The organism is Micromonospora sp. NPDC051296 (genome assembly GCF_040682255.1).
In the GTDB taxonomy this organism is placed as follows: Bacteria; Actinomycetota; Actinomycetes; order Mycobacteriales; family Micromonosporaceae; genus Micromonospora; species Micromonospora craterilacus.
This window is the reverse complement of record NZ_JBFBAO010000001.1, coordinates 23,286-45,864: the sequence shown is the minus strand read 5'-3', so window position 1 is coordinate 45,864 and position 22,579 is coordinate 23,286. Positions and strand designations below refer to the sequence as shown.

The following is a 22,579-nucleotide window of genomic DNA, read 5'->3' as shown; positions in this document are numbered from 1 at the left end:
TCGATCAGGGCCGCCTCGACCCGGCGTAGCGCTCGCCCATACTCGCGCGGAACTGTCGCAGGGCCTCGATGACACGATCACGGTTCTCTCCGAACAGCAGATCGTCGGTGACGTCGGACTGCACCATCTGCGCCAGCGCAGCGTAGAAGTCGGCGGTGACCCGCTGCATCTCGTCCAGCCTCGTCCGGACGTCATCCAGGTCGGTTGGCAGCAGCCCGGCGTCGGAAGAGAGATGCTCGACCAGATCACGGACCGTGCGTTCGACGCTGTCGAGAAGACGGCTCGGCAGTTGCAGCGCCCGCCGCGAGTCGACGACGGCTGTGCGCACCGCGGCCACCACGGCCCGGCCGATTTTGGTCAGCGCCCAGGCCTCCTGTCGGCGGACCACCGCATCCAGGCCCGCGTTGAGCGCCGCGTAGTCCCGGAATGGTTCGACAAGATGTGCGCTGGTCAGGTAGTCGAGCACCGAACGCAGCTCGAATTCGGTCACCTGGTCGCGGAAGCCGACGTCGCGCATCTGCGCCCCGATATCGGCCGGCGTCGACATCGGAGCGCGTGTGGCCAACTCCTCCAAGGCTGCCAACACTGCCGTGTTGCGCTCGCGCGCCAAGTCCTCGGGTTGGCCGAAGCATCGCCAGACGACCGGATCGATGTCCTGCCACCACAGCCGTGGCGGGTTCGGCACGCAGTTCCTCCCGACGACCGTTACCTACCGCGCCATCGTCGCGGCATCCACCACCACTTCCTCGCTACTCTCCGAGACGCACCAGTGACCGACGCCGCCAGATTACGGTCTTCAGGGCTTGAAACGCAGCCCTGGGCACAGGAATCGCCAGCCGGACCACCACTACTGAGCCGTCCCTCATCGAATGTCATCCGAACTGTCTATCGACAGGTCGGGTCAACTTGCCGTCAGGCACGTCGCTCTCAGGACGCAGCTACCGACTCAAGAACCGCCTCACCGTCAATGACGGCAAAGCCAACCTCGCCTGACCCGGCACGTTCTGAACGTGCCCAGCCCGCCGTACGCGCTCACGCTTTCCAGAAAAGACCCCGACGCAGATCAGCGACAGGCATGTCATCAAAGGCATGCGAGGGCCTGAGCTCGCGGTAACCCGACCCGCAGGGGTTGGAGGTGTCCTCTCGCGAGCGCTGCGGCAGTATTCGATACTAAGCTACCCCGCACGGCAGCCGCACAGCGGCCAGGAGCGGGAGCGGCGCGGTAGCCGGGGTTGCCACGACCGTCTCACGGCAGCGAAGCGCATAGGCCGCGCCTGAGTCTTGGGCATGAACCTGGTCCCGTTCATCCGTCGTACCTACCTGGGCCGTCCACCCGTACGCCGACAGTGGTCGTCTGCTGTTGCGCGTGATCTTGATCGCGGCGGAGGCCGGTGAAGGGCCGGTAGGAGCCCTCGAACGGATCGTGCCTCGTCACGTACTGCCTGAATGTGGTTGTTCGGTCATGACACGACCTATCCGACCAAAGGAGCACCTCGTCGGTCCGCTCGTACCTGCTGCCCTGCCCGCGCGTCCGGCTCCAAGCCCGATGCCGATGCCAGCCCTACCCGCCCGACTCTGCCCACCGGCGATCACCGACGCCGCCCTGTTGCTGTGGATGGCTCTGCCGGCACGCTGTGGCCGGGCGAGCGCACAGCACCTCCTGCGCGCGCTGGGCTGGCCCCCGCAGCACCGCATCGACATTCAGCCGCGCCCCGGCATGCTCGTCATCTGCTCGGCCAGCGACGGCCACCACCAGGTGGGCGGCCGAGGTGAACTACTCTTGCCGGCAAGTGCCCGGCAAATGTGCCGCATCGAGCCCGGCCAACCCGTGCTGCTCGCCGCTATCGTCACGCACGACCTGCTCGTCGTGCATCCCATCAGCACCGTCGTACGCCTGCTGGCCGACCTGCACACTCACCTGGCGGGAATCGGCAATGAACGCTGACCCCGCCGCCGTAGCTGCCGCTCGCCAAGTTCTGGCTCACCTGGGCGTTACGGTGACCGATCTGCAGTCTCACCCCGCGACGCCGGCCGTTCCACCGACGGTCGCTGAGTACCTGCCCCGTGTTGTCGCCGCTGCCGGGCCCGGAGCACGCCGCACATACGGCACCTACTGGGATCGGATGGCCGCCGCGTGGCCCGCGCGGCCCTTGGACACCATCACCGCCAGCGACGTCGAGGCCTTGAAACAGGCGATGATCGCCAGCGCTGTGTCGCGCCGCAACGGCCGGCACGCCGGCGAGCATCTCATCTCCGCCGCCCGCGCTTCTATCGACGTGCCATCGCCGACGGGCTGATCGACGCTGCCGCCAGCCCTGCGCACCGCGGCGCGAAACCTCGACGCTTACCCGGTACCCGCCGCGCGCTGACCGCACACGAGCTGGGGAGATAAACGCGTTAGCGCGCACCAGCGGTAACGACGTCATCCTCGACGCGCTGCTCCTGCGTCTGCACACCGAGACCGCGTGCCGCCGCGGCGGCGCCCTGGCCCTTCGGCTGGTCGACCTCGATATGGCCAACGGGCTCGTCCGTCTCACCGAGAAAGGATCCACTGTCCGCTGGCAGCCCATCACCCTCGACCTCGCCGGACACCTACGTGAGCACGCCGACGCCCGCGGCGCGGTCCTTCACACCGATGCGCTCCTGCGTGGGCGCAACGGCCAACCGATCACCAGCCGCCGCTACGACCATCTGTGGAAACGCCTCGGGCAGCGCCTGCCCTGGGTGGCCGTGCAGGGAATCTCCACCGGCTGCGCCACACCACCCTGACCTGGGTAGCTGTCCGCCATGACCAGGCAGCCCCATCCGCTTGCCTGGGCGACGGACCGCGCCGACGGATGGCCGCACGTGAACCACGCTGTATCGCCCACGTCCCATTAAGAGGGCTGGTAGCCGGGTGCGGTGCCAGATGAAGCGGCTTCGGCCTGCACCGCACGCGGCAACCGCTCCATCAAAGCGGGGAATTCGGCGATGCTTATTGTGGGCCAAGACAGGTGGTGCTGGGTCGGCTCGCCCGTCCTTACTCCCGGTACCGGCAAGGTCTACCTGATCAGGCGGCGCGGCGTACCGGGCGAAGTAGAGTGAGGGCCCGAAGGGCGTCAGCACGGGAGATGGGCTGATCGTCGTCGGACTGCATGGTCAGCACGATCTCGATGGCCTGGCGGATCCAGGCGGTCTTGGTGACGCCGGCGTCCTTGGCGGCCACGGTGACGGCGTCATCGAGGTCGGTTGGCATGCGAAGGGACCGCACGACCATAACCTCGGCGCCTTCTGGTGGGAGGGAGGCAAGTAGTTCGGCCTCCTGTTCCGCAGTGGCTGGCGCTGGGTCGAAGGTGAGGTCGTTCATCAGCGCGGCGGCCTCTTCAGGGGTGCGCGGCAGGTGCTGGTTGTCGCTCATCGCGTCTGCTCCCATCGGGTGAAGTCGGCACGTTCGGCGTCGCTCATGTCTCGTGCGCCGATGATCTTCCAGGTGAAACCGTCGACGTGGTGCACAGCCACGATCAGGGGCCGGCCGTCGCGAGTGCGCGCCCACACCGTCAGCACCCGCAACCCAGTGGCATCAGCGCCGGAGCGCGGCCACCGCTGCTTCGCCTCCAGGACTTGACGGACTTCGTAGGGCTGAATACCCGCCAGGGCCTGCAACGCCCACTCTTCCCACTCGTACGGCACAGGACGCAGTGTAATACACGCGTATTCTAGCAGCTAGGGGCACCGCTGGGAACAAACCCCGACCACCGCTGAGCGGCCACCGCGCAAGGGAGCAGTCCCGCTCGTCCGCCGATCACGACGAGAACGTTGCGCCCCCATCCTTTGATGGCGTCGTTCGGGCTGATGGCGTCGTTCCGGCTTCTGGCAGGTCCGCCAGCCAGGGGCGGCCCGACGGTGGGGACAGCTGGCGTGCGCCTCCACCCGCCTGGTCATCGCCGTCGGCGACCCTCAGCCCGGCAACCGCAACGACACCATCGCCTACCGCACCTCCGGCATCCAACAGAAACTCGCCGGACGACCGGTCATGGCCGACGGCGCCTACCGCGGCAACCCCGAGGTGATCATCCCGTACCGCAAGCCCGCCGACGGCTCGGGACGGGAAAGACCGCTGCCGGGGCGGGCTGACCGGTGTCGCATCGCCGCGGTGGGGCTACCGGTGGCCGGCGACCGGCCGCAGCATCGGATGCCTATGCCCGTCATGGTTGCCGGCCTTGCACGGACAGACCGCCAGGTTCGCCGCGCTGTCGGACACAAACATGGTGCTGTCGAGAGCGTCGATGGCGACTTGCAGGTTCGTCGAGTAGCGGTAGTTGTTGCTCCGCGCGGCCAGGCGGTGGTCGCGGGTCGGGACGAGGCTGCCGTCGACGATCGCGATCTGATCGACCGGACGGCGGTGAACCGGCGCGAGGGCCAGCAGCGGGCCGAGGGCGTCGATGACGCGGTGCGCGGCGGTGTGCGACACCCCGAACAGTGGGCCGATCTGACGCATGGTCAGGTTGGTGCGCCAGTAGGTGGCCACCAGCAGCACCCGGTCGGGCAGGTCGAGGGCCCACTGCCGGCCTGGCCGGCCGTCGGCGATCGTGTCTCCACCGCGCTCGGCGACCAGGCGGACCAGCTTGCGGAACTGGGTGGGAGTGAGCCCGGTGAACGGGAAGATCCACTCCGGGTGCCTCGCGGTGATCACCTGCACCCTCGCATCCTCGGTGATCGTCCTCAACGGACAGCCGCCGGGGCTACGAGACGTCCCTTAGATGGCAGCAAGCACGGGGGATGAGGTGCGGCTGGCCAACACCAGTTACACGTCCCACGTCTGTCTGCACCGGCCTACTTGGGTGATGCAGCGATACGCGCCACCGCATCGTCCAGGACGACCCGCCAACGGCTGGGGTCTACGCTGTGGCACGCGGCCACCGCACGATCTTCGGTGGTCCTCACAAACCATCGATGATCAACACGGTGGCCGTCCTCATGCCCGCGCCGGGTCCCAACGCCGAAGCCAAGTGACGTTGGAGTACTAAGGCGTCCCTGTCAGTACAAGACACCCATCCCGGTAAGATCACCGCTTCGCTTGACTCGCTTATTCACTCCCGTACCGAGCGTCGGATGCATTACCGGATAAGAGGAGTTATGGTAGTGCGCCAAGCCAAAGCCGTGCCCAGCCTCATGCGTGGCAACGGAGATGAGATCGTAACGCCCCGCAGGGACGGTTCCGGAAAGGCCGGTGAACCAATTCGTAACCCGATTGTTGAATGCTATGTCGACTTCCACTCTGAAGCCGGAACTATCGACCCACGAGTAAGTAGCCCCCAAGATCCCCGGATCAAATCCGGCCCACCCGACTACATTTCCGTTGTCTCTCGTTCCCCACGTATAACGGGTGGTCGACCCTCGGTAGTCGGAAGAGGCGAACGTGTAGTATGTGCCGCATGCGGAAGAAGTGTCAGTTATGAATCGGAAGCCGAACTGAATGGCTTGAAGTGCATCTGAGGCTGGCTGTGACCGACTGTTGTAGGTCCAGGGAAATACAGAGTTGGCCCATATCCCGCCACTGAAGGCGTATTCCGTAGAGGTTCCACAATATGCAGGCGCGGCTGCGAGCCCGGAGGCCTGAGTCTTCGTCGCCCCAGCTGGCTCTGGGCTCTTAGCGAGAATACGGTTGAGAGCACCCGCTGTGGCAGCGGATCCCAGCGCAGGCTCTTCGTCGATCTGCAGCGCTAGCTGACCGTCGGCCGCCCGATAGACGGACGCCGCACTCGGACTCGTCGAACCGTGCGTCCGGAGAAGCTGCACGGTGGCGATCATGCCTGACTCCGGAACCACAACCTCAAGGTCCTCGGCGACTCGGACAACTGTTGCCGAAGCCAATCGGCAAGAAATGCCGACCGACTTGATCTCGCTTGGCGACAAAGTCGAGCTGCACGGAATCTCGGCAGCGAACGACGGGGTCGTCGGCATCAAAGCGACCGTAGGCATCAAAGCGGTCAATGCGATTACGGTGCCAACTGCCCGACTGCGGCTTCTTTTTCGAGTCATGGAATGTTCAGTCCCCCGTTTAGAACTACGTTCTTAAATCATTGGATGCGTAGATACTGTACGAGGCTGGGTTCCCTTCGTCAAGATTCATGTCCGTTCACCGCGCAGGGTCCCGGCAAAGTCGTCACGTGATGCCGAGTAGTGCCAGTGGGCGGGTGCTGTCGCCAGGGCGTTCGCAAGGTATAGATATGTCTGTTCTAGGCGAGTCCGAGGATTTGTAGGGATCGGTACGGGTCTCGGCCGTTTCGGCGGAGGGCTGGCGCGATCGAAGTGACGCCGTCTAAGGGACGTCTCGTAACTGGGTGAAGGCGTTGCTCGGGATCGGGCCGGTGGTCAGCCGGCGAGGATGATGTTGTGGAGGTTGGCGATGCCGGAAGCGGCGTCGGCCAATGTGTGGGCGGCGCGGCGGTAGTCGCGCAGGATCTTGAAGCATTTCATCCTGGCCAGGGCGTGTTCGACCCCCGCTCGGACGGTGCGATGTTCGACGTTGAGGGCTTGCTTCCAGGCGGGTAGGTCGCTGCCGTCGGTGGGCTTGCGGTACGGGATGATCACCTCGGGGTTGCCGCGGTAGCCGCCGTCGGCCATCACTGGTCTACCGGCGAGTTTCTCCTCGATGCCGCTGGCGCGGTAGGCGATCGTGTCGTTGCGGTTGCCGGGCTGCGGGTCGCCGACGGCGATCACGAGGCGGGTGCTGGCGTCGATGGCGACCTGCAGATTCGTCGAGTACCGGTAGTTCTTGCTCTTCGCGGCGAGGCGGTGGTCCCGGGTGGGGACCAGGGTGCCGTCGACGATCGCGATCTGCTCGATCGGCCGCTTACGCACCGGCGCGAGGGCGAGCAGCGGTGCGAGGGTGTCGATGACCCGGTGCGCCGCGGAGTGCGACACCCCGAACAGCGGGCCGATCTGGCGCATGGTCAGGTTCGTGCGCCAGTAGGCGGCGACCAGCAGCACCCGGTCAGCCAGGTCGAGTGCCCACTGCCGGCCCGGCCGGCCATCAGCGATGCCGTCGCCGCCGCGCTGGGCGACCAGGCGGACCAGCTTGCGGAACTGGGCGGGCTGCAGCCCGGTGAACGGAAAGATCCATTCCGGGCGGGCTGCGGTGATCACCTGCACCCAGCCATCCTCGATGATCGTCCTCAACAGACAGACACCGGGTTACGAGACGTCCCTTAGAACAACCCTCGCCGCCGCCTCATGGATGACACAGAGGGGTGCCTACCTCCGCCGCCAGAACGTCGCACGCCACCAGTACAAGGCGGTGCGCTCCGCTGGCCATCCGGTCTCCTGAACGCCGGTGGGCTCGAACCGATCCACTCCGGGTTCGACGGGCCGCCAGCCCGGCTCGACCGGCTCGTCAGGCAGCGGCTGGCGAACATGCCGCACGAGGCGTTCCTCGCACACCCCGATACGGGCGAACGTGGCCTGGGCCTCGATCAGCGACGGCTTGTTCGCACCGCCGGACCAGTTCGGCCAGCGCAGCTGGATCTGATCGTCTTCCCAGAAACAAACCGGGCAGATTTCATACGAACCCGGTCCCCCGGCGAAGGTCAGGCGCCCGCAGCACGGACACGGGAAGACGCCACTCACGACGTAGATCATGACGGGACGGACGACCCCCGCGCAGCCCCGTTTCTACCGCTACGTAACGGTGGCCCACGGGCCCGCACCCCCCGATGGGCTACCTGGGCGGCCCCGGTAGCCCATCGGGGGGCGCGGTGGTGGTAGGGCGGTTGCGAGATGGGTCGCACTACCACCGGTATACCCGTCCTAGTGCGACCGGTGCCGCCACGATGGCGTGCCCAACCAGCCCTACGGCCGGATGCGCCGGGTCGGCAGCGCTCCCGGCATGCGCCGTCGGATGACACCGGCCGATGAGCCGCAGCCCGACGATCTTGTTCACGACCAGGAAGCCGCTGAACATCGACCAGCCGCTGTGGACCTGCACGAGTCTTGCCCGTCCGGGAAACCGGGGGAAGCTCAGACAGGGCTGCACCGTCTCATCCGTGATTGATCAGGGCTTCGTGTGCCACAACTGTGGCCAGCGCCATGAGGGCTTGCCGTTCTCGTACGGGGCCCCAGCCCCGGCCTACTGGCGCGACGATCTCAACAGCGACGAACGCAGTGTGCTTGAAGACGAGACCTGCATCATTCAGGCACAGCACTACTTCGTCCGCGCGCGCTTGGTCATACCTGTCCTTGACGCCGATGCCGATTTCGAATGGGGCGTGTGGGTGTCGCGGCACGAGCTTCAGCCGGATGCTGGATCTCTGGACGACGCCTGGGCGAGAGCAGGAGGCCGCGTATTTCGGCTGGCTGTCCACCGAGCTTCCGGCCTACCCGATCGAGACGCTGAACCTCAAGACCGAGGTGCATACCGAGCAGGTCGGCATGCGACCGCATGTCATCCTCGAGCCGACTGACCATCCTCTGGCAGAAGAGCAACGCAACGGCATCAGCGTGGAACGAGTACAGGAGATCGCCGGGCTTCTGCTCCACCGCGAGGGCTGACCTCGCCCCCGTCACGGGACATCCGCACATTGACACGACCGAGCGCGACCCCGACGAGACACCGTACTGCGAGAGCTCAGAGGACCCACAGCTTGATCGTGTTCTGCGCGATGAATGGCCACACGATCTCGTGCTCACTGCCACCGGCCAAGTTTGACCACGCTGCCACCTCTGCGCGGTCACAAGCCGCACGCTATGGCGACGGGCTAACTAACGGTGGTGGGTGCTACCGCGCACTCGGCGGCAGATGAGCGCGCCAGAAATTGGCTCAGGTTGCGGTTAAGGTTACCGCGTGCGAGCAGGCTGACCATCACCTCAGGCCGGAAGGTGCACTTGTTGTCCCGCTCCGAACTCCGGAGCCTTGTCGTCGGTGACCATGGCAAACGCGCCCGCCGGCACCCCGTCGAGGGTCGCCACCCGTGAGGCAGCGGCCAGCAAGCTGGCCTCGGTCGCTCCCGTGATGAAGAAGACATAGGAGCCTCTGAACTCCTCGCCATCGTCGTACACCTCGACCATGCCTTCATCTTCCAAGTCGACTGCTGGTTCGGCGACCCGGCGCTGGCCGACCGGGTCGCCGCCGAGCCCGCCCCCGAGCCGGCGGCGCTGGCCGCGCAGGCCGGCGACCTGCTGGCCCGGCTGCCCGACGCGGACCTCGACGCCGGGCGTCGGCGGTTTCTCGCCGCCCAGGTGACCGCGATGGGGTGCGCGGCCCGGCGGGCCGCCGGCGAACCGCTCGGCTTCCTCGACGAGGTGCGGACCTACTTCGACGTCGAGGTCGGGCTCGGCGACCCGGATCGGTACGCGGCGGTACACGCGGCCATCGGCGAGCTGCTGCCCGGCAGCGGCCCGCTGATGGACCGGGTCGAGGCGTTCTACGCCCGCAACGTGGTGCCGCCGCAGCGGCTGGCCGGGGCGGTGCGGGCGGTCGCCGACGCGCTGCGCGATCGTGCCCGACCGCTGCTCGGGCTGCCCGAGGCCGAGCGGGTCGACATCGAGGTGGTTCGCGACCGGCCGTGGAACGCGTTCAACCGGTACCACGGCGGGTTCCGCTCCACTGTGACGCTGAACGAGACGGCGGGTCGCACGATCGCCGTGCTGCCGCTGATGGCGACCCATGAGGCGTACCCCGGTCACCACGCCGAGCACTGCCTCAAGGAGGCCGGCCTGGTGCGTGCGCGGGGCCAGGACGAGCACCGCATCGCCCTGGTCAACACGCCGCAGTGCCTGGTGGCCGAGGGCACCGCCGAGCACGGCGCGGCGGCCCTGCTCGGGCCCGGGTGGGGCCGGTGGACCAGCGAGGTGCTGGCCGACGAGGGCGTCACCGTCGAGGGCGAACTGGTCGAGCAGCTGGTCGGGCTGGTCAACCAGCTCATGCCGGCCCGCCAGGACGCCGCGATCCTGCTGCACGACCGGGGTGCCTCGGTCGACGACGCGGTGGCGTACCTGCACCGGTGGCTGTTGCTGCCGCGGGACCGGGCCGAGCAGATCGCCACCTTTCTGACTGATCCGCTGTGGCGGGCGTATTCCACCACCTACATCGAGGGCGCCCGGCTGGTCGGCTCGTGGCTGGCCGTCCGGCCGTCCGGCGAGCCGCTGCTCCAGCGGTACCGCACCCTGCTCACCGAGCAGCTGCTGCCCGGTCAGCTCCGCGACGGCAGCGTGCCGGCAGCGGCGGACCCGGTCCGGGCCACCGGTTGACCGCCACCCCGGCCCGCGACGCGCGGCTCATCCACATCCGGGCCGCACGCGACACCCGGTCCAACGGCGGGTGCCGCCGGACTGCCGTCGTCAGCGAGGCCGGGCGAGATACGCCTCGACCGCGTCGGCAGCCCGGGCGGCGCCGCCCGCCTGCCGGACCTGCTCGCGCATCGCCGCCACCCGCCGGGCCAGCGCGGGGTCGGCGGCGACGGCGGCGACGGCGGCGAGCAGCGCGTCCCCGTCGGCCTTCTCCCCGGGCAGGAGCACGCCGAGACCGAGCTGGTCGACCCGGCGGGCCATCGGCCGCACGTCGAAGGACTGCGGCACGACGACCAGCGGGCGGCCCCAGTGCAATGCCTCCATCAACGTGCCCATGCCGCCGTGCGTCACGCAGACGGCCGCCCGCTCCAGCACCTCGACGTGCGGCACCCACCGGTGCACCTCCACGTTCGGCGGCAGCTCGCCGAGCTGTGCCGGGTCGACCTGGCCGCCGAGGGTCATCACGACGTGCCAGGGCTGGCCGGCGAACGCCCGCGCGCAGTCGCGGAAGAAGTCCGGCCGGTCGTTGAAGGTGGTGCCCAGCGACACCAGGACGATCGGCAGGTCGTCGGCCGGCGGGGTCCACCGGCCGAGGAACCGCCGCGGCCCGAAGCACGGCCCCACGAACTCGAAACGGTCGTCGAAGGTCTCGCCGGCGATCTGGAACGCCTTCGGCACGAACACCAGGTTGAAATCCTCGACGTGCTGCCAGCAGTCGGCCACCGACCGGGACAGGCCGTGTTCGGCGAGCAGCTCCCGCAGGGTGTCACGGAACGCCGGCAGGTCCAGCGGGTCGATCGTGCCGGCCAGGTCGATCATGTCCCGGGAGAATGAGTAGCGCTCGTTGGAGGCGAAGGCGGCGCTGAGCCGGCCGGCCGGGCGACCCCACCGGGCGGCCAGCAACTGACCGGCGATGAACGGGAAGTCGTCGTAGAGGACCAGGTCCGGGATGTCGTCGTCGAGCGCGGCGGCGGTGGCCCGCAGGACCGACAGGTTCTCCCGCAGGTACATCAGGTGTGGGCGGACGCCGAGGTCGTCGGAGCCGAACACCTCGGCGGCGTCCGCGTCGATGATCTCCGAGGCGTACGGCACGACGGTGGCGCCGGCCGCCGCGACCGGTTCGGCGAAGCCGCCCGCGGTGACGTAACTGACCCGGTGGCCGCGCCGGACCAGCTCGGTCACCACGGCCAGGGTGGGGAAGACCAGGCCGTGACTGGCCACGTTGACGAACAGAAGATGGGCCATCGTCGGCTCCGTCCGTGGTCGGGATCCCGGCCGGGCGGCGCGGGGCAGGTCAGGACATCCAGGCGTCCGGGGCCGGGCCGCCCCGGCCCGGCGGCGGGAACAGCTCGTCCAGCCGGGCCAGTTCGTCGGCCGCCAGCGGCCGGTCCAGGGCGCGTAGGGCGCCGTCCAGGTGCGCCGGCGTACGCGGGCCGACGACGGCGGCGGTGACGCCGGGCCGGTGCAGCACCCATGCCATGCCGATCTCCGCCGGATCCCGGCCGATCTCGGTGCAGAACAGTTCGTACGCCGCAAGTGCCGAGCGGTGCCGGGCCAGCCCGTCGGCGGCCCGTCCCTGGGCGGACTTCACCGCCGTACCCTCGGCGAGCTTGCGCAGCGCGCCGCTGAGCAGGCCGCCGTGCAGCGGCGACCAGGCCAGCACGCCGATGCCCTCGGCCGCAGCGGCGGGCAGCACCTCCAACTCGACGTACCGGCTGACCAGGTTGTAGACGCACTGCTCGCTGGCCAGGCCGAGCAGCCGGTGCCGGCGGGCGGTCTCCTGGGCGCTGACCAGGTCCCAGCCGGCGAAGTTGGAGGAGCCCACGTAGCGGACCTTGCCCTGGCGCACCAACTGTTCCATGGCCTGCCAGACCTCGTCCCAGCCGACCTCCCGGTCGACCTGGTGCATCTGGTAGAGGTCGATGGTGTCGGTCTGCAGCCGGCGCAGCGACGCCTCGCAGGCGGCGACGACGTGCCGCGCGGACAGGCCCCGGTCGTTGGGCCCGTCGCCCATCGGGTTGCCCACCTTGGTGGCCAGGACCACCTCGTCGCGCCGGGCCGGGTCCTTGGCCAGCCACCGACCGATCATCTCCTCGGTCCAGCCCCGGTGCACACGCCAGCCGTAGATGTCGGCGGTGTCGACCAGGTTGACTCCCCGGGCCAGTGCGTGGTCGAGCAGCCGGTGGGCGTCCGTCTCGTCGACCCGGCCGCCGAAGTTGACGGTTCCGATCGCGACCCGGCTCACCCGCAGGCCGGTCCGCCCGAGCCGGACATGAAGCGACGCCACCGGTACCTCCCGCACGAGGCCGGACCCGACGTCCGGCAACGCGTCAGACGATATACATTTCTGAACTCGTTGACCTCGGCGTGAGTGAGTTCCGCAATCACGAAGAACTGTTCCAGGGCCGAATGTCGCACCGCTCCCTTGACTGCCTCCGATCAGTCACTTGAGAATCATGTGGCGCAGAGTTGAGGGGGTGCCATGATCCCGTTGTCCAAGGTCGCCATGTCTCCGGACGTCGGCGCGCGTGTCTCCGCCGTCCTGAACAGCGGCCGCCTGGAGCACGGGCCGACCGTCGCCGAGTACGAGGCGGCCGTGGGCGAGCGCATCGGCAACCCCCGCGTCGTGTCGGTCAACTGTGGCACCGCCGGGCTGCACCTGGCGCTCAGCCTCGCCGCCCGGCCCGGACCGGGCGGACCGGAGCTGGCGGAGCCGGGCGAGGTGCTCAGCACCCCGCTCACCTTCGAGGGCACCAACTGGCCGATCCTCGCCAACGGGCTGCGCGTCCGCTGGGCGGACGTCGACCCGATGACGCTCAACGTCGACCTCGACGACCTGGAGGCCAAGATCTCGCCGGCCACCCGGGCCATCGTGGTCGTGCACTGGCTCGGGTACCCGGTGGACCTCAACCGGCTCAACGCCATCGTGGACCGGGCCGAGGAGCGGTACGGCCGCCGGCCGCTGGTGGTCGAGGACTGCGCGCAGGCGTGGGGGGCAACCTATCGGGGCACCCCGCTCGGCACCCACGGAAACGTCTGCGTGTTCAGCACCGGCGCGATCAAGACCCTCACCACCGGCAGCGGCGGCTTCGTGGTGCTGCCCGACGACGACCGCTACGACCGGCTGCGGCTGCGGCGGTGGCTGGGCATCGAGCGGGCCTCGGACCGGATCACCGGCGACTACGACGTGGCCGAGTGGGGCTACCGGTTCGTCCTCAACGAGATCGGCGGCGCGATCGGCCTGTCCAACCTGGAGCGGGTCGACGAGCTGGTGCACCGGCACCGCGAGAACGCCGCCTTCTACGACAAGGAGCTGGCCGGCCTCGACGGTGTGGAGCAGACCGAGCGCGCCGACGATCGGGAGCCGTCGTTCTGGATGTACCCGTTGAAGGTGCGCGACCGGCCCGCGTTCATGCGGCGACTGCACGACGCCGGCATCGCCAGCAGCATCGTCTCCCGCCGCAACGACGCGCACAGCTGCGTGGCGTCGTCGCGGGCCTATCTGCCCGGCCTGGACTCGGTGGCCGACCGGGTGGTCTACATCCCGGTGGGCTGGTGGCTCACCGAGGACGACCGTTCCCACATCGTCGAAACGATCAGATCCGGCTGGTGAACCGCGCCGGCCCATTACCCGACCCAGAAGGGCACCGACATGCGCGTCCTGTTCGTCTCCTCTCCCGGTCTAGGTCATTTGTTCCCGCTGATCCAGCTCGCCTGGGGCTTCCGCACGGCCGGCCATGACGTGGTGATCGCGCTCGCCGAGCACACCCAGAAGGCCGCCGCCGCCGGCCTGGAGGTGGTGGACGTCGCGCCGGACTACAGCGCGGTCAAGGTCTTCGAGCAGGTGGCCAAGGACAACCCCCGCTTCGCCGAGACCGTCGCCACCCGTCCGGCCATCGACCTTGAAGAGTGGGGTGTGCAGATCGCGGCGGTCAACCGCCCGCTGGTGGACCGCACCATCGCCCTCGCCGACGACTTCAAGCCCGACCTCGTCGTCTACGAGCAGGGCGCGACCGTCGGCCTGCTCGCCGCGGCCCGCGCCGGAGTGCCGGCCATCCAGCGCAACCAGAGCGCCTGGCGTACCCGCGGCATGCACTCCTCGATCGCCTCCTTCCTCACCGACCTGATGGAGAAGCACCAGGTCAGCCTGCCCAAGCCGAGCGTGACGATCGAGTCGTTCCCGCCGAGCCTGCTGCTGGAGGCGGAGCCGGAGGGCTGGTTCATGCGCTGGGTGCCGTACGGCGGTGGGGCGGTCCTCGGCGACCGGCTTCCGCCGGCGCCGGCCCGGCCGGAGGTGGCCATCACGATGGGCACCATCGAGCTGCAGGCGTTCGGTATCGGCGCGGTGGAACCCATCATCGCCGCCGCCTCCGAGTTGGACGCGGACTTCGTGCTGGCGCTCGGCGAGCTCGACATCACTCCGCTGGGCACCCTGCCGCGCAACGTGCGCGCGGTCGGCTGGACGCCGCTGCACACCCTGCTGCGGACCTGCACCGCGGTCGTGCACCACGGCGGCGGCGGCACGGTGATGACGGCGATCAACGCCGGCATCCCGCAACTGCTCGCGCCCGACCCGCGCGACCAGTTCCAGCACACCGCCCGCGAGGCGGTCAGCCGGCGTGGCATCGGCCTGGTCAGCACCTCCGACAAGGTCGACGCGGATCTGCTGCGCCGGCTGATCGGCGACGAGTCGATGCGTGCGGCGGCGCGGGAAGTTCGCGAGGAGATGATCGCACTGCCCACGCCGGCGGAGACGGTACGCCGCATCGTCGAGCGTGTCTCGGGCTGAGCCGGCTCACGTCGTCCGCCGGCCCGTCCGGCGGACGGCGCGACGAGCCACTGGAAGGGGTACCTCGTGCTGGCCGACGCCGTGACCGCGTTCGACCCGACCGCCGACGACGTCCGGCGGGACCCGTACCCGTCGTACCACTGGCTGCTGCGCCACGATCCGGTGCACCGGGGCGCGCATCACGTCTGGTACGTCTCCCGCTTCGGCGACGTACGTGCGGTCCTCGGCGACGAGCGGTTCGCCCGCACCGGCATCCGGCAGTTCTGGACGGATCTGGTCGGGCCGGGCCTGCTCAGCCGAATCGTCGGCGACATCATCCTGTTCCAGGACGAGCCAGACCACGGCCGGCTGCGTGGCGTGGTCGGCCCGGCCTTTTCCCCGTCGGCGTTGCGCCGGCTGGAGCCGGTGATCGCCGCCACCGTCGAGGACCTGCTGCGCCCGGCGCGGGCCCGCGGCACGATGGACGTCGTCGCCGAGCTGGCGTACCCGCTGGCGCTGCGCGCGGTGCTCGGGCTGCTCGGCCTGCCGGACAGCGACGAGGACGCGGTCGGCCGCTGGTCGCGGGCGGTGGGCCGGACGCTCGACCGGGGCGCCACCGCCGAGGACATGCTGGAGGGCCACGCGGCCATCGCCGACTTCGCCGACTACGTGGAGCAGGCGCTGGCCGCGCGGCGCGACGACGGCGAGGACCTGCTGGCCCTGATGCTCGCCGCCCACCGGCGTGGACTGATGAGCCGCAACGAGATCGTCAGCACCGTGGTCACGTTCATCTTCACCGGCCACGAGACGGTCGCCAGCCAGGTCGGCAACGGTCTGCTGAGCCTGCTGAGCCATCCGGAGCAGCTGGACCTGCTGCGGTGGTCTCCGCAGCTCGTGGCGCCGGCCGTCGAGGAGTGCCTGCGCTACGACCCGGCGGTGCAGTCGAACACCCGGCAGTTGACCGCCGACGTCGAGCTGCACGGCCGGCTGCTGGGCCGCCACGACGTCGTGGTGGTGCTGGCCGGGGCGGCGAACCGGGACCCGCAGCGGTACGACCGGCCGGACGAGTTCGACATCCGCCGCGACCCGATCCCGTCGATGTCCTTCGGCGCGGGGATGCGCTACTGCCTCGGGTCGTACCTGGCCCGCTTGCAGTTGCGGACCGCCCTCAGCGCGTTGGCCGGGCTGCCGGACCTGCGGCTGGCCACCGCCCCGGAGGAGCTGACCTACCAGCCACGAACGATGTTCCGCGGCCTCACGAGGCTGCCGGTCGCGTTCACGCCAGGCGACTGACCGCCGTCGGCACGGTCCGCGAACGCGAGCAGGAGGAGCAGCTTGCCATGAGCCATCCCGTTCCCGAGTACGACGTCGTCGTCGTCGGCGGCGGCCCCGCCGGGTCGTGCACAGCCGGCCTCCTCGCCCTGGAGGGGCACCGGGTCCTGCTGCTGGAACGCGACAAGTTTCCCCGCTATCACATCGGCGAATCCCTGATCACCGGTGTGGTCCCGACGCTGACCGCGCTGGGCGTGCTCGATCGCATGGCGGACCTGCGGTTCCAGGTCAAGTACGGCGGCAGCCTGCTGTGGGGTGCCGACCAGAGCACACCGTGGTCGTTCCGCTTCCGCGAGATCCGCGGCGGCCGCTACGAGTACGCCTGGCAGGTCCGGCGCGCCGAGTTCGACGCGATGCTGCTGGACCGGGCCCGGGAGCTGGGCGTGCAGGTGGTCGAGGGGGCCACCGTCCGGGAAGCGCTGACCGACGGCGACCGGATCGCGGGCGTCCGTTACCAGCTACGGGGCGAGTCGTCCCCGGTGGACGCACGGGCGGTGATGGTGGTCGACGCCTCCGGCCAGCAGCGCTGGCTGGGCCGCCGGTTCGGGTTGGTCGACTGGTACGACGACCTGCGCAACGTGGCCGTGTGGAGCTACTGGCAGGGCGCGCTGCGGTACCCGGGCGAGCACGAGGGCGACCTGCTGACCGAGAGCTGCCGGCAGGGCTGGCTCTGGTACGCGCCGCTGAGTCCGACGTTGACCGGTATCGGTTACGTCACGACGAGCGACCGGCTGGTGGCGTCCGGGCTGCCCCCCGAGCAGCTGCTGGAGAAGCAGATCGCGGGATCGTCCGAGGTCGCCTGGCTCACCTCGGGCGCGAAGCGGGTGGACATCTACCGTGCCGCGCGTGACTGGTCGTACACCTGCACCCAGTTCTCCGGTCCGGGCTGGGTCCTGGTCGGCGACGCGGCGGCGTTCATCGACCCGCTGCTGTCCTCCGGCGTGACCCTGGCGATGCGCGGTGCGAGCAGCGTCGCGCGGGCGGTCCACGAGACGCTGACCGCACCGGACAAGGAGCGCCACGTCATGCGGGCCTACGAGGACCGGTACCGGGATTTCCTAGAGTCCCTGCTGGAGCTGGTCCGGTTCTTCTACGACGGCGCCCACGGCAAGGAGGAGCTGCACCTGCGGGCCCAGGCCATCGTGGACCCCGACCGCAGCCTGCCACCCAAGATCTCGTTCGTCACGCTGCTCTCCGGCCTGGTCCGGGGCGACGAGAGCCTGGACCTGGGCAGCCTGAGCGACCATTGACCCACCATCAAGTGCTATATAATCTTAAAGTGAAGTCGCCTCGATCATCGGACCCGAGGAGTGAACTCGATGCGCACCGCCGGAACGTACATTCGTGGGATCGGGGCCTACCTTCCTGAGACCGTCACCGTCGAACACGCCGTCGCCCAGGGCTGGTACCCCGAAGAGGACATCGAGACCCACGGGCTCGGCGGCGCGGCCGTCGCCGGCGAGCTGCCCGCCCCGGAGATGGCGCTACGCGCCGCGCAGGACGCCCTCAAGACCAGCGAGCTGAGCCGCGGCGACATCGACCTGCTGCTCTACGCCGCCGCCTGGCACCAGGGCCCGGAGGGCTGGATCGCGCACTCCTACCTGCAGCACTACCTGCTCGGCGGCGTCGCCCGGGCGAGCGAGATCCGGCAGGGTTGCAACGGCATGTTCACCATGCTGGAGCTGGCCGCCAGCTATCTCAAGGCCGCGCCGGAGCGCAAGGCCGCGATGCTGGTCGCCGCCGACAACTACGGCACCCCGCTGCTGGACCGCTGGCGGACCAATCTCGGGTTCATCCTCGGCGACGCCGCCTCGGCGGTGGTGTTGAGCACCGAGAGCGGCTTCGCCGAACTGCTGTCGGTCTGCTCGATCACCGTGCCGGAGGCCGAGGAGGTGCACCGCGGCGGCGAGCCGATGTTCCCGCCCGGCGCGACGCTCGGCAAGGATCTCGACTTCGGTGCCCGCCTCTTCTACCACATCACCGAGCAGACGCCGGTCCTCGCCGTGCTGGCCGAGGCGCAGGAAACCATGACCACGGTGGCCGAGCAGGCGCTCACCGAGGCCGGTATCGGCACCACCGACCTGGCCCGGGTCTCGTTCATGAACTACTCCCGGGAAGTGGTGGAGCAGCGCTGCATGGCGCCGCTCGGGCTCGGGATGGACAAGTCCACGTTCGACTTCGGCCGGATGATCGGGCACTGCGGCGCCAGCGACCACCTGCTCGCCTTCCACCACCTGCTGCGCACCGGCGAACTGTCGGCCGGCGACAACGTGCTCTGGCTCGCGATGGGCCCCGGCGTGGAGTTCACCGCCGCCGTCGTGCGCGTCCTGCACACGCCCGACGGCCTCTGACCGGCCCGCCCCGCCGCGACCCGACACCAACGGAGGTACGACGATGACCCGGGACGACCCCGCCACCCGCCCGTTCCAGGTGGCCGTCATCGGTGTCGGTTGCCGGCTGCCCGGCGACGTCGACAGCCCCGACGCCCTCTGGGAACTGCTGCTCAAGGGCGGCCAGACCAGCGGGGAGATCCCCGCCCAGCGGTGGCGGGCATACCGCGAACGCGGCCCCGAGTACGAGGCGGTCCTACGGGAGACGGTCACCGCGGGCAGCTACCTGGGCGACGTCGCCGGCTTCGACGCCGAGTTCTTCGGCCTGACCCCCCGCGAGGCCGCCGAGATGGACCCGCAGCAGCGGATCCTGCTGGAGGTCGGCTGGGAGGCGCTGGAACACGCCGGACTGCCGCCCACCGGGCTGGCCGGCACCGACACCGGCGTGTTCATCGGGGTCAGCACCACCGACTACGGCGACCGGCTGCTGGAGGACCTGCCCAGCGTCGAGGCGTGGACCGGCATCGGCGCGGCCACCTGCGCGCTGGCCAACCGCGTCTCGTACGCCCTGGACCTGCGCGGACCGAGCGTCGCGGTCGACACCGCCTGCTCGGCGTCGCTGGTCGCGGTGCACCTGGCCTGCCAGAGCCTCCTGCTGGGCGAGAGCACGGTGGCCCTGGCCGGCGGCGTCAACCTGGTGCTCACCCCCGGGCAGAACGTGTCGCTGCAAGCCGCCGGCACGCTCGCGCCGGACGGTGTCAGCAAGTCCTTCGACCGGGACGCCGACGGCTACGGCCGGGGCGAGGGCTGCGGCGTCCTGGTACTCAAGCGCCTCGACGATGCGGTCCGCGACGGCGACCGCGTGCTGGCGGTGATCCTGGGCAGCGCGGTCAACCAGGACGGGCACACCGACGGCATCATGGCCCCGTCCGGCGAGGCCCAGCAGCACGTCGTCCGCCGGGCCTGCGAGCGCGCCGGGATCACGCCGGACAGCGTCGACTACGTGGAGGCGCACGGCACCGGCACCCGGCTGGGCGACCCGGTCGAGGCCGGCGCGCTGTCCGCCGTCTACGGCGCCGGCCGGCCGGCGGAGCGGCCCTGCCTGATCGGGTCGATCAAGTCCAACATCGGCCACCTGGAGGGCGCGGCCGGGGTCGCCGGCCTGATGAAGGCGATCCTCGCGCTGCACCGAGGCCAGATTCCGGGCACCCCGCTACGCGGTCGGTCGATACCCGCCGTCGACGCCGACGGCACCGGCCTACGGCTGGTCACCGGTACCCTGCCCTGGCCCCGCCGGGACGGGCCGCGCCGGGCAGCCGTCTCCGGCTTCGGCTACGGCGGCACCATCGGGCACGTGGTCCTGGAGCAGGCGCCCCCGGTACCGTCGGCCACCGGGCCGGAGGTCGACGGCGACAACCGGCCGCTGTTGCCGTTGTCGGCCCGCTCGGACGCCGGCCTGCGCGCGCAGGCCGGCCGGCTCGCCGACCGACTCGACGGCGACAACCGGGCGGACCTGACCGACGTCGGGCACACCCTGGCCCACCGGCGCGCCCACCTGAACCGCCGAGCCGTGGTCACCGGAGAGGACCGCGACGGCGTGGTCGCCGCGCTGCGTCGGCTCGCCGCCGGCCAGCCGGACGCCGGCACGGTTTCCGGGGTCGCGCCGGCCGGCCGGTCCATCCGCCCGGTGTGGGTGTTCTCCGGGCACGGGTCGCACTGGGCCGGGATGGGCCGCGACCTGCTCGCCCACGAGCCGGCGTTCGCGGCCGCGATCGACGAGATCGAGCCGGCGGTCGCCGAGGAGGCGGGCTTCTCGCTGCGCGCCGCCCTCGCCGACCCGGAACTGGGCGGCGTGGACCGGATCCAGACGCTGACGTTCGCCATGCACGTCGGCCTCGCCGCCGTGTGGCGGGCGTACGGGGTGCGGCCGGCGGCGGTCATCGGCCACTCGGTCGGCGAGGTGGCCGCCGCGGTCACCGCCGGCGTGCTGAGCCCGGCCGACGGAGCCCGGCTGATCTGCCGTCGCTCGGCCCTGCTGCGCCGCGCCGCCGGCCGGGGCGCGATGGCCATGGTGACCCTGCCGTTCGCCGACGTCGCCGAGCGGCTGGCCGGCCGCGCCAACCTGGTCGCGGCCATCGCCTCGGCGCCCGCCTCCACGGTGGTCTCCGGCGACATCGCCGCCGTCGACGAGGTCATCGAGCAGTGGCCGGCCGACCGGATCGGGGTCCGCCGGGTGCAGTCCGACGTCGCCTTCCACAGCCCGCATATGGATCCGCTCACCGACGAACTGCGGGCCGCGGCGGCCGACCTGGACCGGGCACCGGCCGTCGTACCGATGTACTCGACCGTGCTGGACGACCCGCGCGAGACGCCCGCCTGTGACGGCGACTACTGGGCGGCCAACCTGCGCCGGCCGGTACGCCTGGTCGACGCGGTCGCCGCCGCCCTGGCCGACGGGCACCGCGCATTCGTCGAGATCTCCGCGCACCCGGTGATCGCCCACTCGCTGCGGGAGACCGTCGACCACGCCGACATCGACGACGCCTACGTCGGGACCACGCTGCGCCGGCACGCCGGGCACCGCGCCGTGCGGGCCGCCGTCGCCGAGGCGTACTGCCATGGGGTCGAGGTCGACTGGGCGCGACTGCGCCCGGACGGTCGGCTCACCGACCTGCCCCGGTACGCCTGGCAGCACCGCGAGCACTGGCGCGAGCCCGAGCCCCCGGTGGCCGCAGGCGGACACGACATCGCCTCGAATACGCTGCTCGGCACCGCGACCAGCGTCGCGGGCAGCGAGCTGCGGCTCTGGCACACCGTGCTCACCGACGCCAGCCGGCCGTACCCGGGCAGCCACACCGTGCAGGGTGCGGAACTCGTCCCGGCCGCGGTGCTCGTCGCCACGTTCCTCGCCGCCGGTGCCCGGGACGGCGCGCCGGTGACGCTGCACGACCTGTCGATGCGGGTCCCGCTGGCCACCAACGTGCGCCAGGAGATCCAGGTGGTCGATGACAACGGCCGGCTGGTGCTCGCCTCCCGGCCGGCCGGCGGCGACCCGGCGCCGTGGCTGACCCACGCCACCGCCCAGGCCGTGCCGGCCGACGCCCCGCTGCCCGGCACCGCCACCGTCCCGCCGGGCGGTGTGGTCGCCGACGCCGGTCTGGTCCGCGAGCACCTGGCCCGGGTGGGTGTGCCGGACACCGCCTTCGCCTGGACGGTGGACCGTCTGATCACCGCCGACAGCGGGCTGCGGGCCCGGGTCCGCTTCCCGGAGGCGGCGTGCTGGGCGGCCGTCGTCGACGCCGCCGTCTCCGTCGCGCCGGTCGCCTTCCCCGGCGAGCCCCGGCTGCGACTGGTCGACGGCGCCGAGCGGATCGAGACGGCCGGCCCCGCGCCGTCGGTCGCGGTGCTCGACGTGGTCCGCGACGCCACCCAGGAGGACACCGTCACCGTCCTGGTCACCGCGCCGGACGGCCGGGTCGTCGGGCGGCTCGCCGGACTGCGCTATCCGGTGGTGCCGGACGCCCCGGCCGGAACGGCCGACGGATCCGGCCCGGCCGGCGGCTCCCTGGCCGACCTGAATCCGGAGGAGCTGCGCGAGCGTCTGGTCGACGAGGTACGTGCCGCGGTCGCCGCCGAGATGAAGCTGCCCGTCGAGTCGCTGGACCCGCGCCTGCCGCTCGTGCAGCAGGGCATGGACTCGGTGATGACCGTCATCGTGCGCCGGCGGCTGGAGAAGACGTACCGCCAGGTGCTGCCGGCCTCGCTGTTCTGGCAGCAGCCGACCGTGACGGCGATCGCCACGCACCTGGCCGAGCTGCTCGCCGCCCCGCCGCAGCCGGCCGGGGCCGCCGCCCGCTGACCCACCGGACGTGCCCCACCGGAG

At 70.4% G+C, this 22,579-nt stretch carries 18 protein-coding genes and 4 pseudogenes; 12 read left to right on the top strand and 10 right to left on the bottom strand.

The annotated features are described in order from the left end of the window. Positions 1 to 4: 4 nt before the first annotated feature. Positions 5 to 685, bottom strand: a complete 681-nt coding sequence (locus tag AB0M52_RS00210) for a DUF2397 family protein (protein WP_363946640.1) — start codon at positions 683 to 685, stop codon at positions 5 to 7. Positions 686 to 1,552: 867 nt separating this feature from the next. Here AB0M52_RS00210 and AB0M52_RS00205 point away from each other — a divergent pair. The 3 genes from AB0M52_RS00205 to AB0M52_RS00195 are packed head-to-tail and all read left to right on the top strand — an operon-like array spanning position 1,553 to position 2,769. Next, a complete protein-coding gene (locus tag AB0M52_RS00205; protein ID WP_363946637.1) occupies positions 1,553 to 1,945 on the top strand; it encodes a hypothetical protein in 393 nt (130 codons plus the stop codon). Between the two features lie 52 nt (positions 1,946 to 1,997). Next, positions 1,998 to 2,297: a hypothetical protein gene (locus AB0M52_RS00200; protein WP_363946634.1), complete on the top strand. Its 300-nt coding sequence runs from the start codon at positions 1,998 to 2,000 to the stop codon at positions 2,295 to 2,297. Further along, positions 2,209 to 2,769 (top strand): tyrosine-type recombinase/integrase, encoded by a 561-nt coding sequence (locus AB0M52_RS00195; RefSeq protein WP_363946689.1) that lies wholly within the window; start codon positions 2,209 to 2,211, stop codon positions 2,767 to 2,769. The genes AB0M52_RS00200 and AB0M52_RS00195 overlap by 89 nt, the downstream gene beginning before the upstream one ends. Before the next feature lie 280 nt (positions 2,770 to 3,049). Here the strand turns inward: AB0M52_RS00195 and AB0M52_RS00190 are convergent, their stop codons facing one another. Next, positions 3,050 to 3,397: a hypothetical protein gene (locus AB0M52_RS00190; RefSeq protein WP_357217872.1), complete on the bottom strand. Its 348-nt coding sequence runs from the start codon at positions 3,395 to 3,397 to the stop codon at positions 3,050 to 3,052. Then, complete coding sequence (locus AB0M52_RS00185; RefSeq protein WP_363946631.1) at positions 3,394 to 3,669, bottom strand: hypothetical protein; 276 nt, start codon at positions 3,667 to 3,669, stop codon at positions 3,394 to 3,396. Before AB0M52_RS00185 ends, AB0M52_RS00190 begins: the two co-directional genes overlap by 4 nt. Positions 3,670 to 3,901: 232 nt before the next feature. Here AB0M52_RS00185 and AB0M52_RS00180 point away from each other — a divergent pair. Next, positions 3,902 to 4,081 (top strand): annotated as a pseudogene (locus AB0M52_RS00180) (IS5/IS1182 family transposase); the annotation flags it as partial. A gap of 177 nt (positions 4,082 to 4,258) precedes the next feature. Here the strand turns inward: AB0M52_RS00180 and AB0M52_RS00175 are convergent. From AB0M52_RS00175 to AB0M52_RS00160, 4 genes and pseudogenes are all read right to left on the bottom strand, one after another. Beyond that, a pseudogene (locus tag AB0M52_RS00175) lies at positions 4,259 to 4,678 on the bottom strand (transposase family protein); the annotation flags it as partial. Positions 4,679 to 5,016: 338 nt separating this feature from the next. Further along, positions 5,017 to 5,790, bottom strand: a complete 774-nt coding sequence (locus tag AB0M52_RS00170; RefSeq protein WP_363946628.1) for a matrixin family metalloprotease — start codon at positions 5,788 to 5,790, stop codon at positions 5,017 to 5,019. Positions 5,791 to 6,354: 564 nt separating this feature from the next. Next, the gene (locus AB0M52_RS00165) at positions 6,355 to 7,134 is read right to left on the bottom strand and encodes a transposase family protein (RefSeq protein WP_363946625.1); all 780 of its coding nucleotides are present in this window, start codon (positions 7,132 to 7,134) and stop codon (positions 6,355 to 6,357) included. A gap of 102 nt (positions 7,135 to 7,236) precedes the next feature. After that, positions 7,237 to 7,620, bottom strand: coding sequence for a CPCC family cysteine-rich protein (locus tag AB0M52_RS00160; RefSeq protein WP_363946622.1), 384 nt, complete (start codon positions 7,618 to 7,620; stop codon positions 7,237 to 7,239). Positions 7,621 to 7,892: 272 nt separating this feature from the next. Between AB0M52_RS00160 and AB0M52_RS00155 the strand changes: the two are divergent. Next, positions 7,893 to 8,529, top strand: a pseudogene (locus AB0M52_RS00155) (DUF2199 domain-containing protein). A 315-nt stretch (positions 8,530 to 8,844) separates the two neighbouring features. On the opposite strand, the gene AB0M52_RS00150 reads toward AB0M52_RS00155, so the two are convergent. After that, complete coding sequence (locus AB0M52_RS00150) at positions 8,845 to 9,045, bottom strand: hypothetical protein (protein WP_363946619.1); 201 nt, start codon at positions 9,043 to 9,045, stop codon at positions 8,845 to 8,847. Positions 9,046 to 9,060: 15 nt separating this feature from the next. Here AB0M52_RS00150 and AB0M52_RS00145 point away from each other — a divergent pair. Further along, positions 9,061 to 10,227 (top strand): annotated as a pseudogene (locus tag AB0M52_RS00145) (DUF885 domain-containing protein); the annotation flags it as partial. 90 nt (positions 10,228 to 10,317) lie between these two features. On the opposite strand, the gene AB0M52_RS00140 reads toward AB0M52_RS00145, so the two are convergent. Both AB0M52_RS00140 and AB0M52_RS00135 read right to left on the bottom strand, forming a co-directional pair. Further along, on the bottom strand, positions 10,318 to 11,511 hold the full coding sequence (locus AB0M52_RS00140) for a macrolide family glycosyltransferase (protein ID WP_363946616.1): 1,194 nt from the start codon (positions 11,509 to 11,511) through the stop codon (positions 10,318 to 10,320). A 49-nt stretch (positions 11,512 to 11,560) separates the two neighbouring features. Further along, a complete protein-coding gene (locus tag AB0M52_RS00135; protein WP_363946686.1) occupies positions 11,561 to 12,568 on the bottom strand; it encodes an aldo/keto reductase in 1,008 nt (335 codons plus the stop codon). Between the two features lie 180 nt (positions 12,569 to 12,748). Between AB0M52_RS00135 and AB0M52_RS00130 the strand changes: the two genes are divergently transcribed. From AB0M52_RS00130 to AB0M52_RS00105, 6 genes are all read left to right on the top strand, one after another. Beyond that, entirely contained in the window at positions 12,749 to 13,879 is a 1,131-nt protein-coding gene (locus tag AB0M52_RS00130; protein WP_363946613.1) for a DegT/DnrJ/EryC1/StrS family aminotransferase, read from the top strand. A gap of 39 nt (positions 13,880 to 13,918) precedes the next feature. Then, positions 13,919 to 15,055: a nucleotide disphospho-sugar-binding domain-containing protein gene (locus AB0M52_RS00125; protein ID WP_363946610.1), complete on the top strand. Its 1,137-nt coding sequence runs from the start codon at positions 13,919 to 13,921 to the stop codon at positions 15,053 to 15,055. 66 nt (positions 15,056 to 15,121) lie between these two features. Beyond that, complete coding sequence (locus AB0M52_RS00120; RefSeq protein ID WP_363946607.1) at positions 15,122 to 16,327, top strand: cytochrome P450; 1,206 nt, start codon at positions 15,122 to 15,124, stop codon at positions 16,325 to 16,327. Positions 16,328 to 16,374: 47 nt separating this feature from the next. After that, on the top strand, positions 16,375 to 17,616 hold the full coding sequence (locus tag AB0M52_RS00115; protein ID WP_363946604.1) for an NAD(P)/FAD-dependent oxidoreductase: 1,242 nt from the start codon (positions 16,375 to 16,377) through the stop codon (positions 17,614 to 17,616). A 69-nt stretch (positions 17,617 to 17,685) separates the two neighbouring features. Then, positions 17,686 to 18,717 carry a ketoacyl-ACP synthase III family protein gene (locus AB0M52_RS00110; RefSeq protein WP_363946602.1) on the top strand — a complete coding sequence of 344 codons (1,032 nt, stop codon included), beginning with the start codon at positions 17,686 to 17,688 and terminating at the stop codon, positions 18,715 to 18,717. A 43-nt stretch (positions 18,718 to 18,760) separates the two neighbouring features. Beyond that, on the top strand, positions 18,761 to 22,555 hold the full coding sequence (locus AB0M52_RS00105; protein WP_363946599.1) for a beta-ketoacyl synthase N-terminal-like domain-containing protein: 3,795 nt from the start codon (positions 18,761 to 18,763) through the stop codon (positions 22,553 to 22,555). Positions 22,556 to 22,579: the final 24 nt, after the last annotated feature.

Bases quoted from the DNA above. Each gene is read 5' to 3' on its own strand.
- AB0M52_RS00205 (WP_363946637.1), top strand. From the start codon at position 1,553: ATGCCAGCCCTACCCGCCCGACTCTGCCCACCGGCGATCACCGACGCC.
- AB0M52_RS00190 (WP_357217872.1), bottom strand. From the start codon at position 3,397: ATGAGCGACAACCAGCACCTGCCGCGCACCCCTGAAGAGGCCGCCGCG.
- AB0M52_RS00170 (WP_363946628.1), bottom strand. From the start codon at position 5,790: ATGATCGCCACCGTGCAGCTTCTCCGGACGCACGGTTCGACGAGTCCG.
- AB0M52_RS00160 (WP_363946622.1), bottom strand. From the start codon at position 7,620: ATGATCTACGTCGTGAGTGGCGTCTTCCCGTGTCCGTGCTGCGGGCGC.
- AB0M52_RS00150 (WP_363946619.1), bottom strand. From the start codon at position 9,045: ATGGTCGAGGTGTACGACGATGGCGAGGAGTTCAGAGGCTCCTATGTC.
- AB0M52_RS00140 (WP_363946616.1), bottom strand. From the start codon at position 11,511: ATGGCCCATCTTCTGTTCGTCAACGTGGCCAGTCACGGCCTGGTCTTC.
- AB0M52_RS00130 (WP_363946613.1), top strand. From the start codon at position 12,749: ATGATCCCGTTGTCCAAGGTCGCCATGTCTCCGGACGTCGGCGCGCGT.
- AB0M52_RS00125 (WP_363946610.1), top strand. From the start codon at position 13,919: ATGCGCGTCCTGTTCGTCTCCTCTCCCGGTCTAGGTCATTTGTTCCCG.
- AB0M52_RS00115 (WP_363946604.1), top strand. From the start codon at position 16,375: ATGAGCCATCCCGTTCCCGAGTACGACGTCGTCGTCGTCGGCGGCGGC.
- AB0M52_RS00110 (WP_363946602.1), top strand. From the start codon at position 17,686: ATGCGCACCGCCGGAACGTACATTCGTGGGATCGGGGCCTACCTTCCT.
- AB0M52_RS00105 (WP_363946599.1), top strand. From the start codon at position 18,761: ATGACCCGGGACGACCCCGCCACCCGCCCGTTCCAGGTGGCCGTCATC.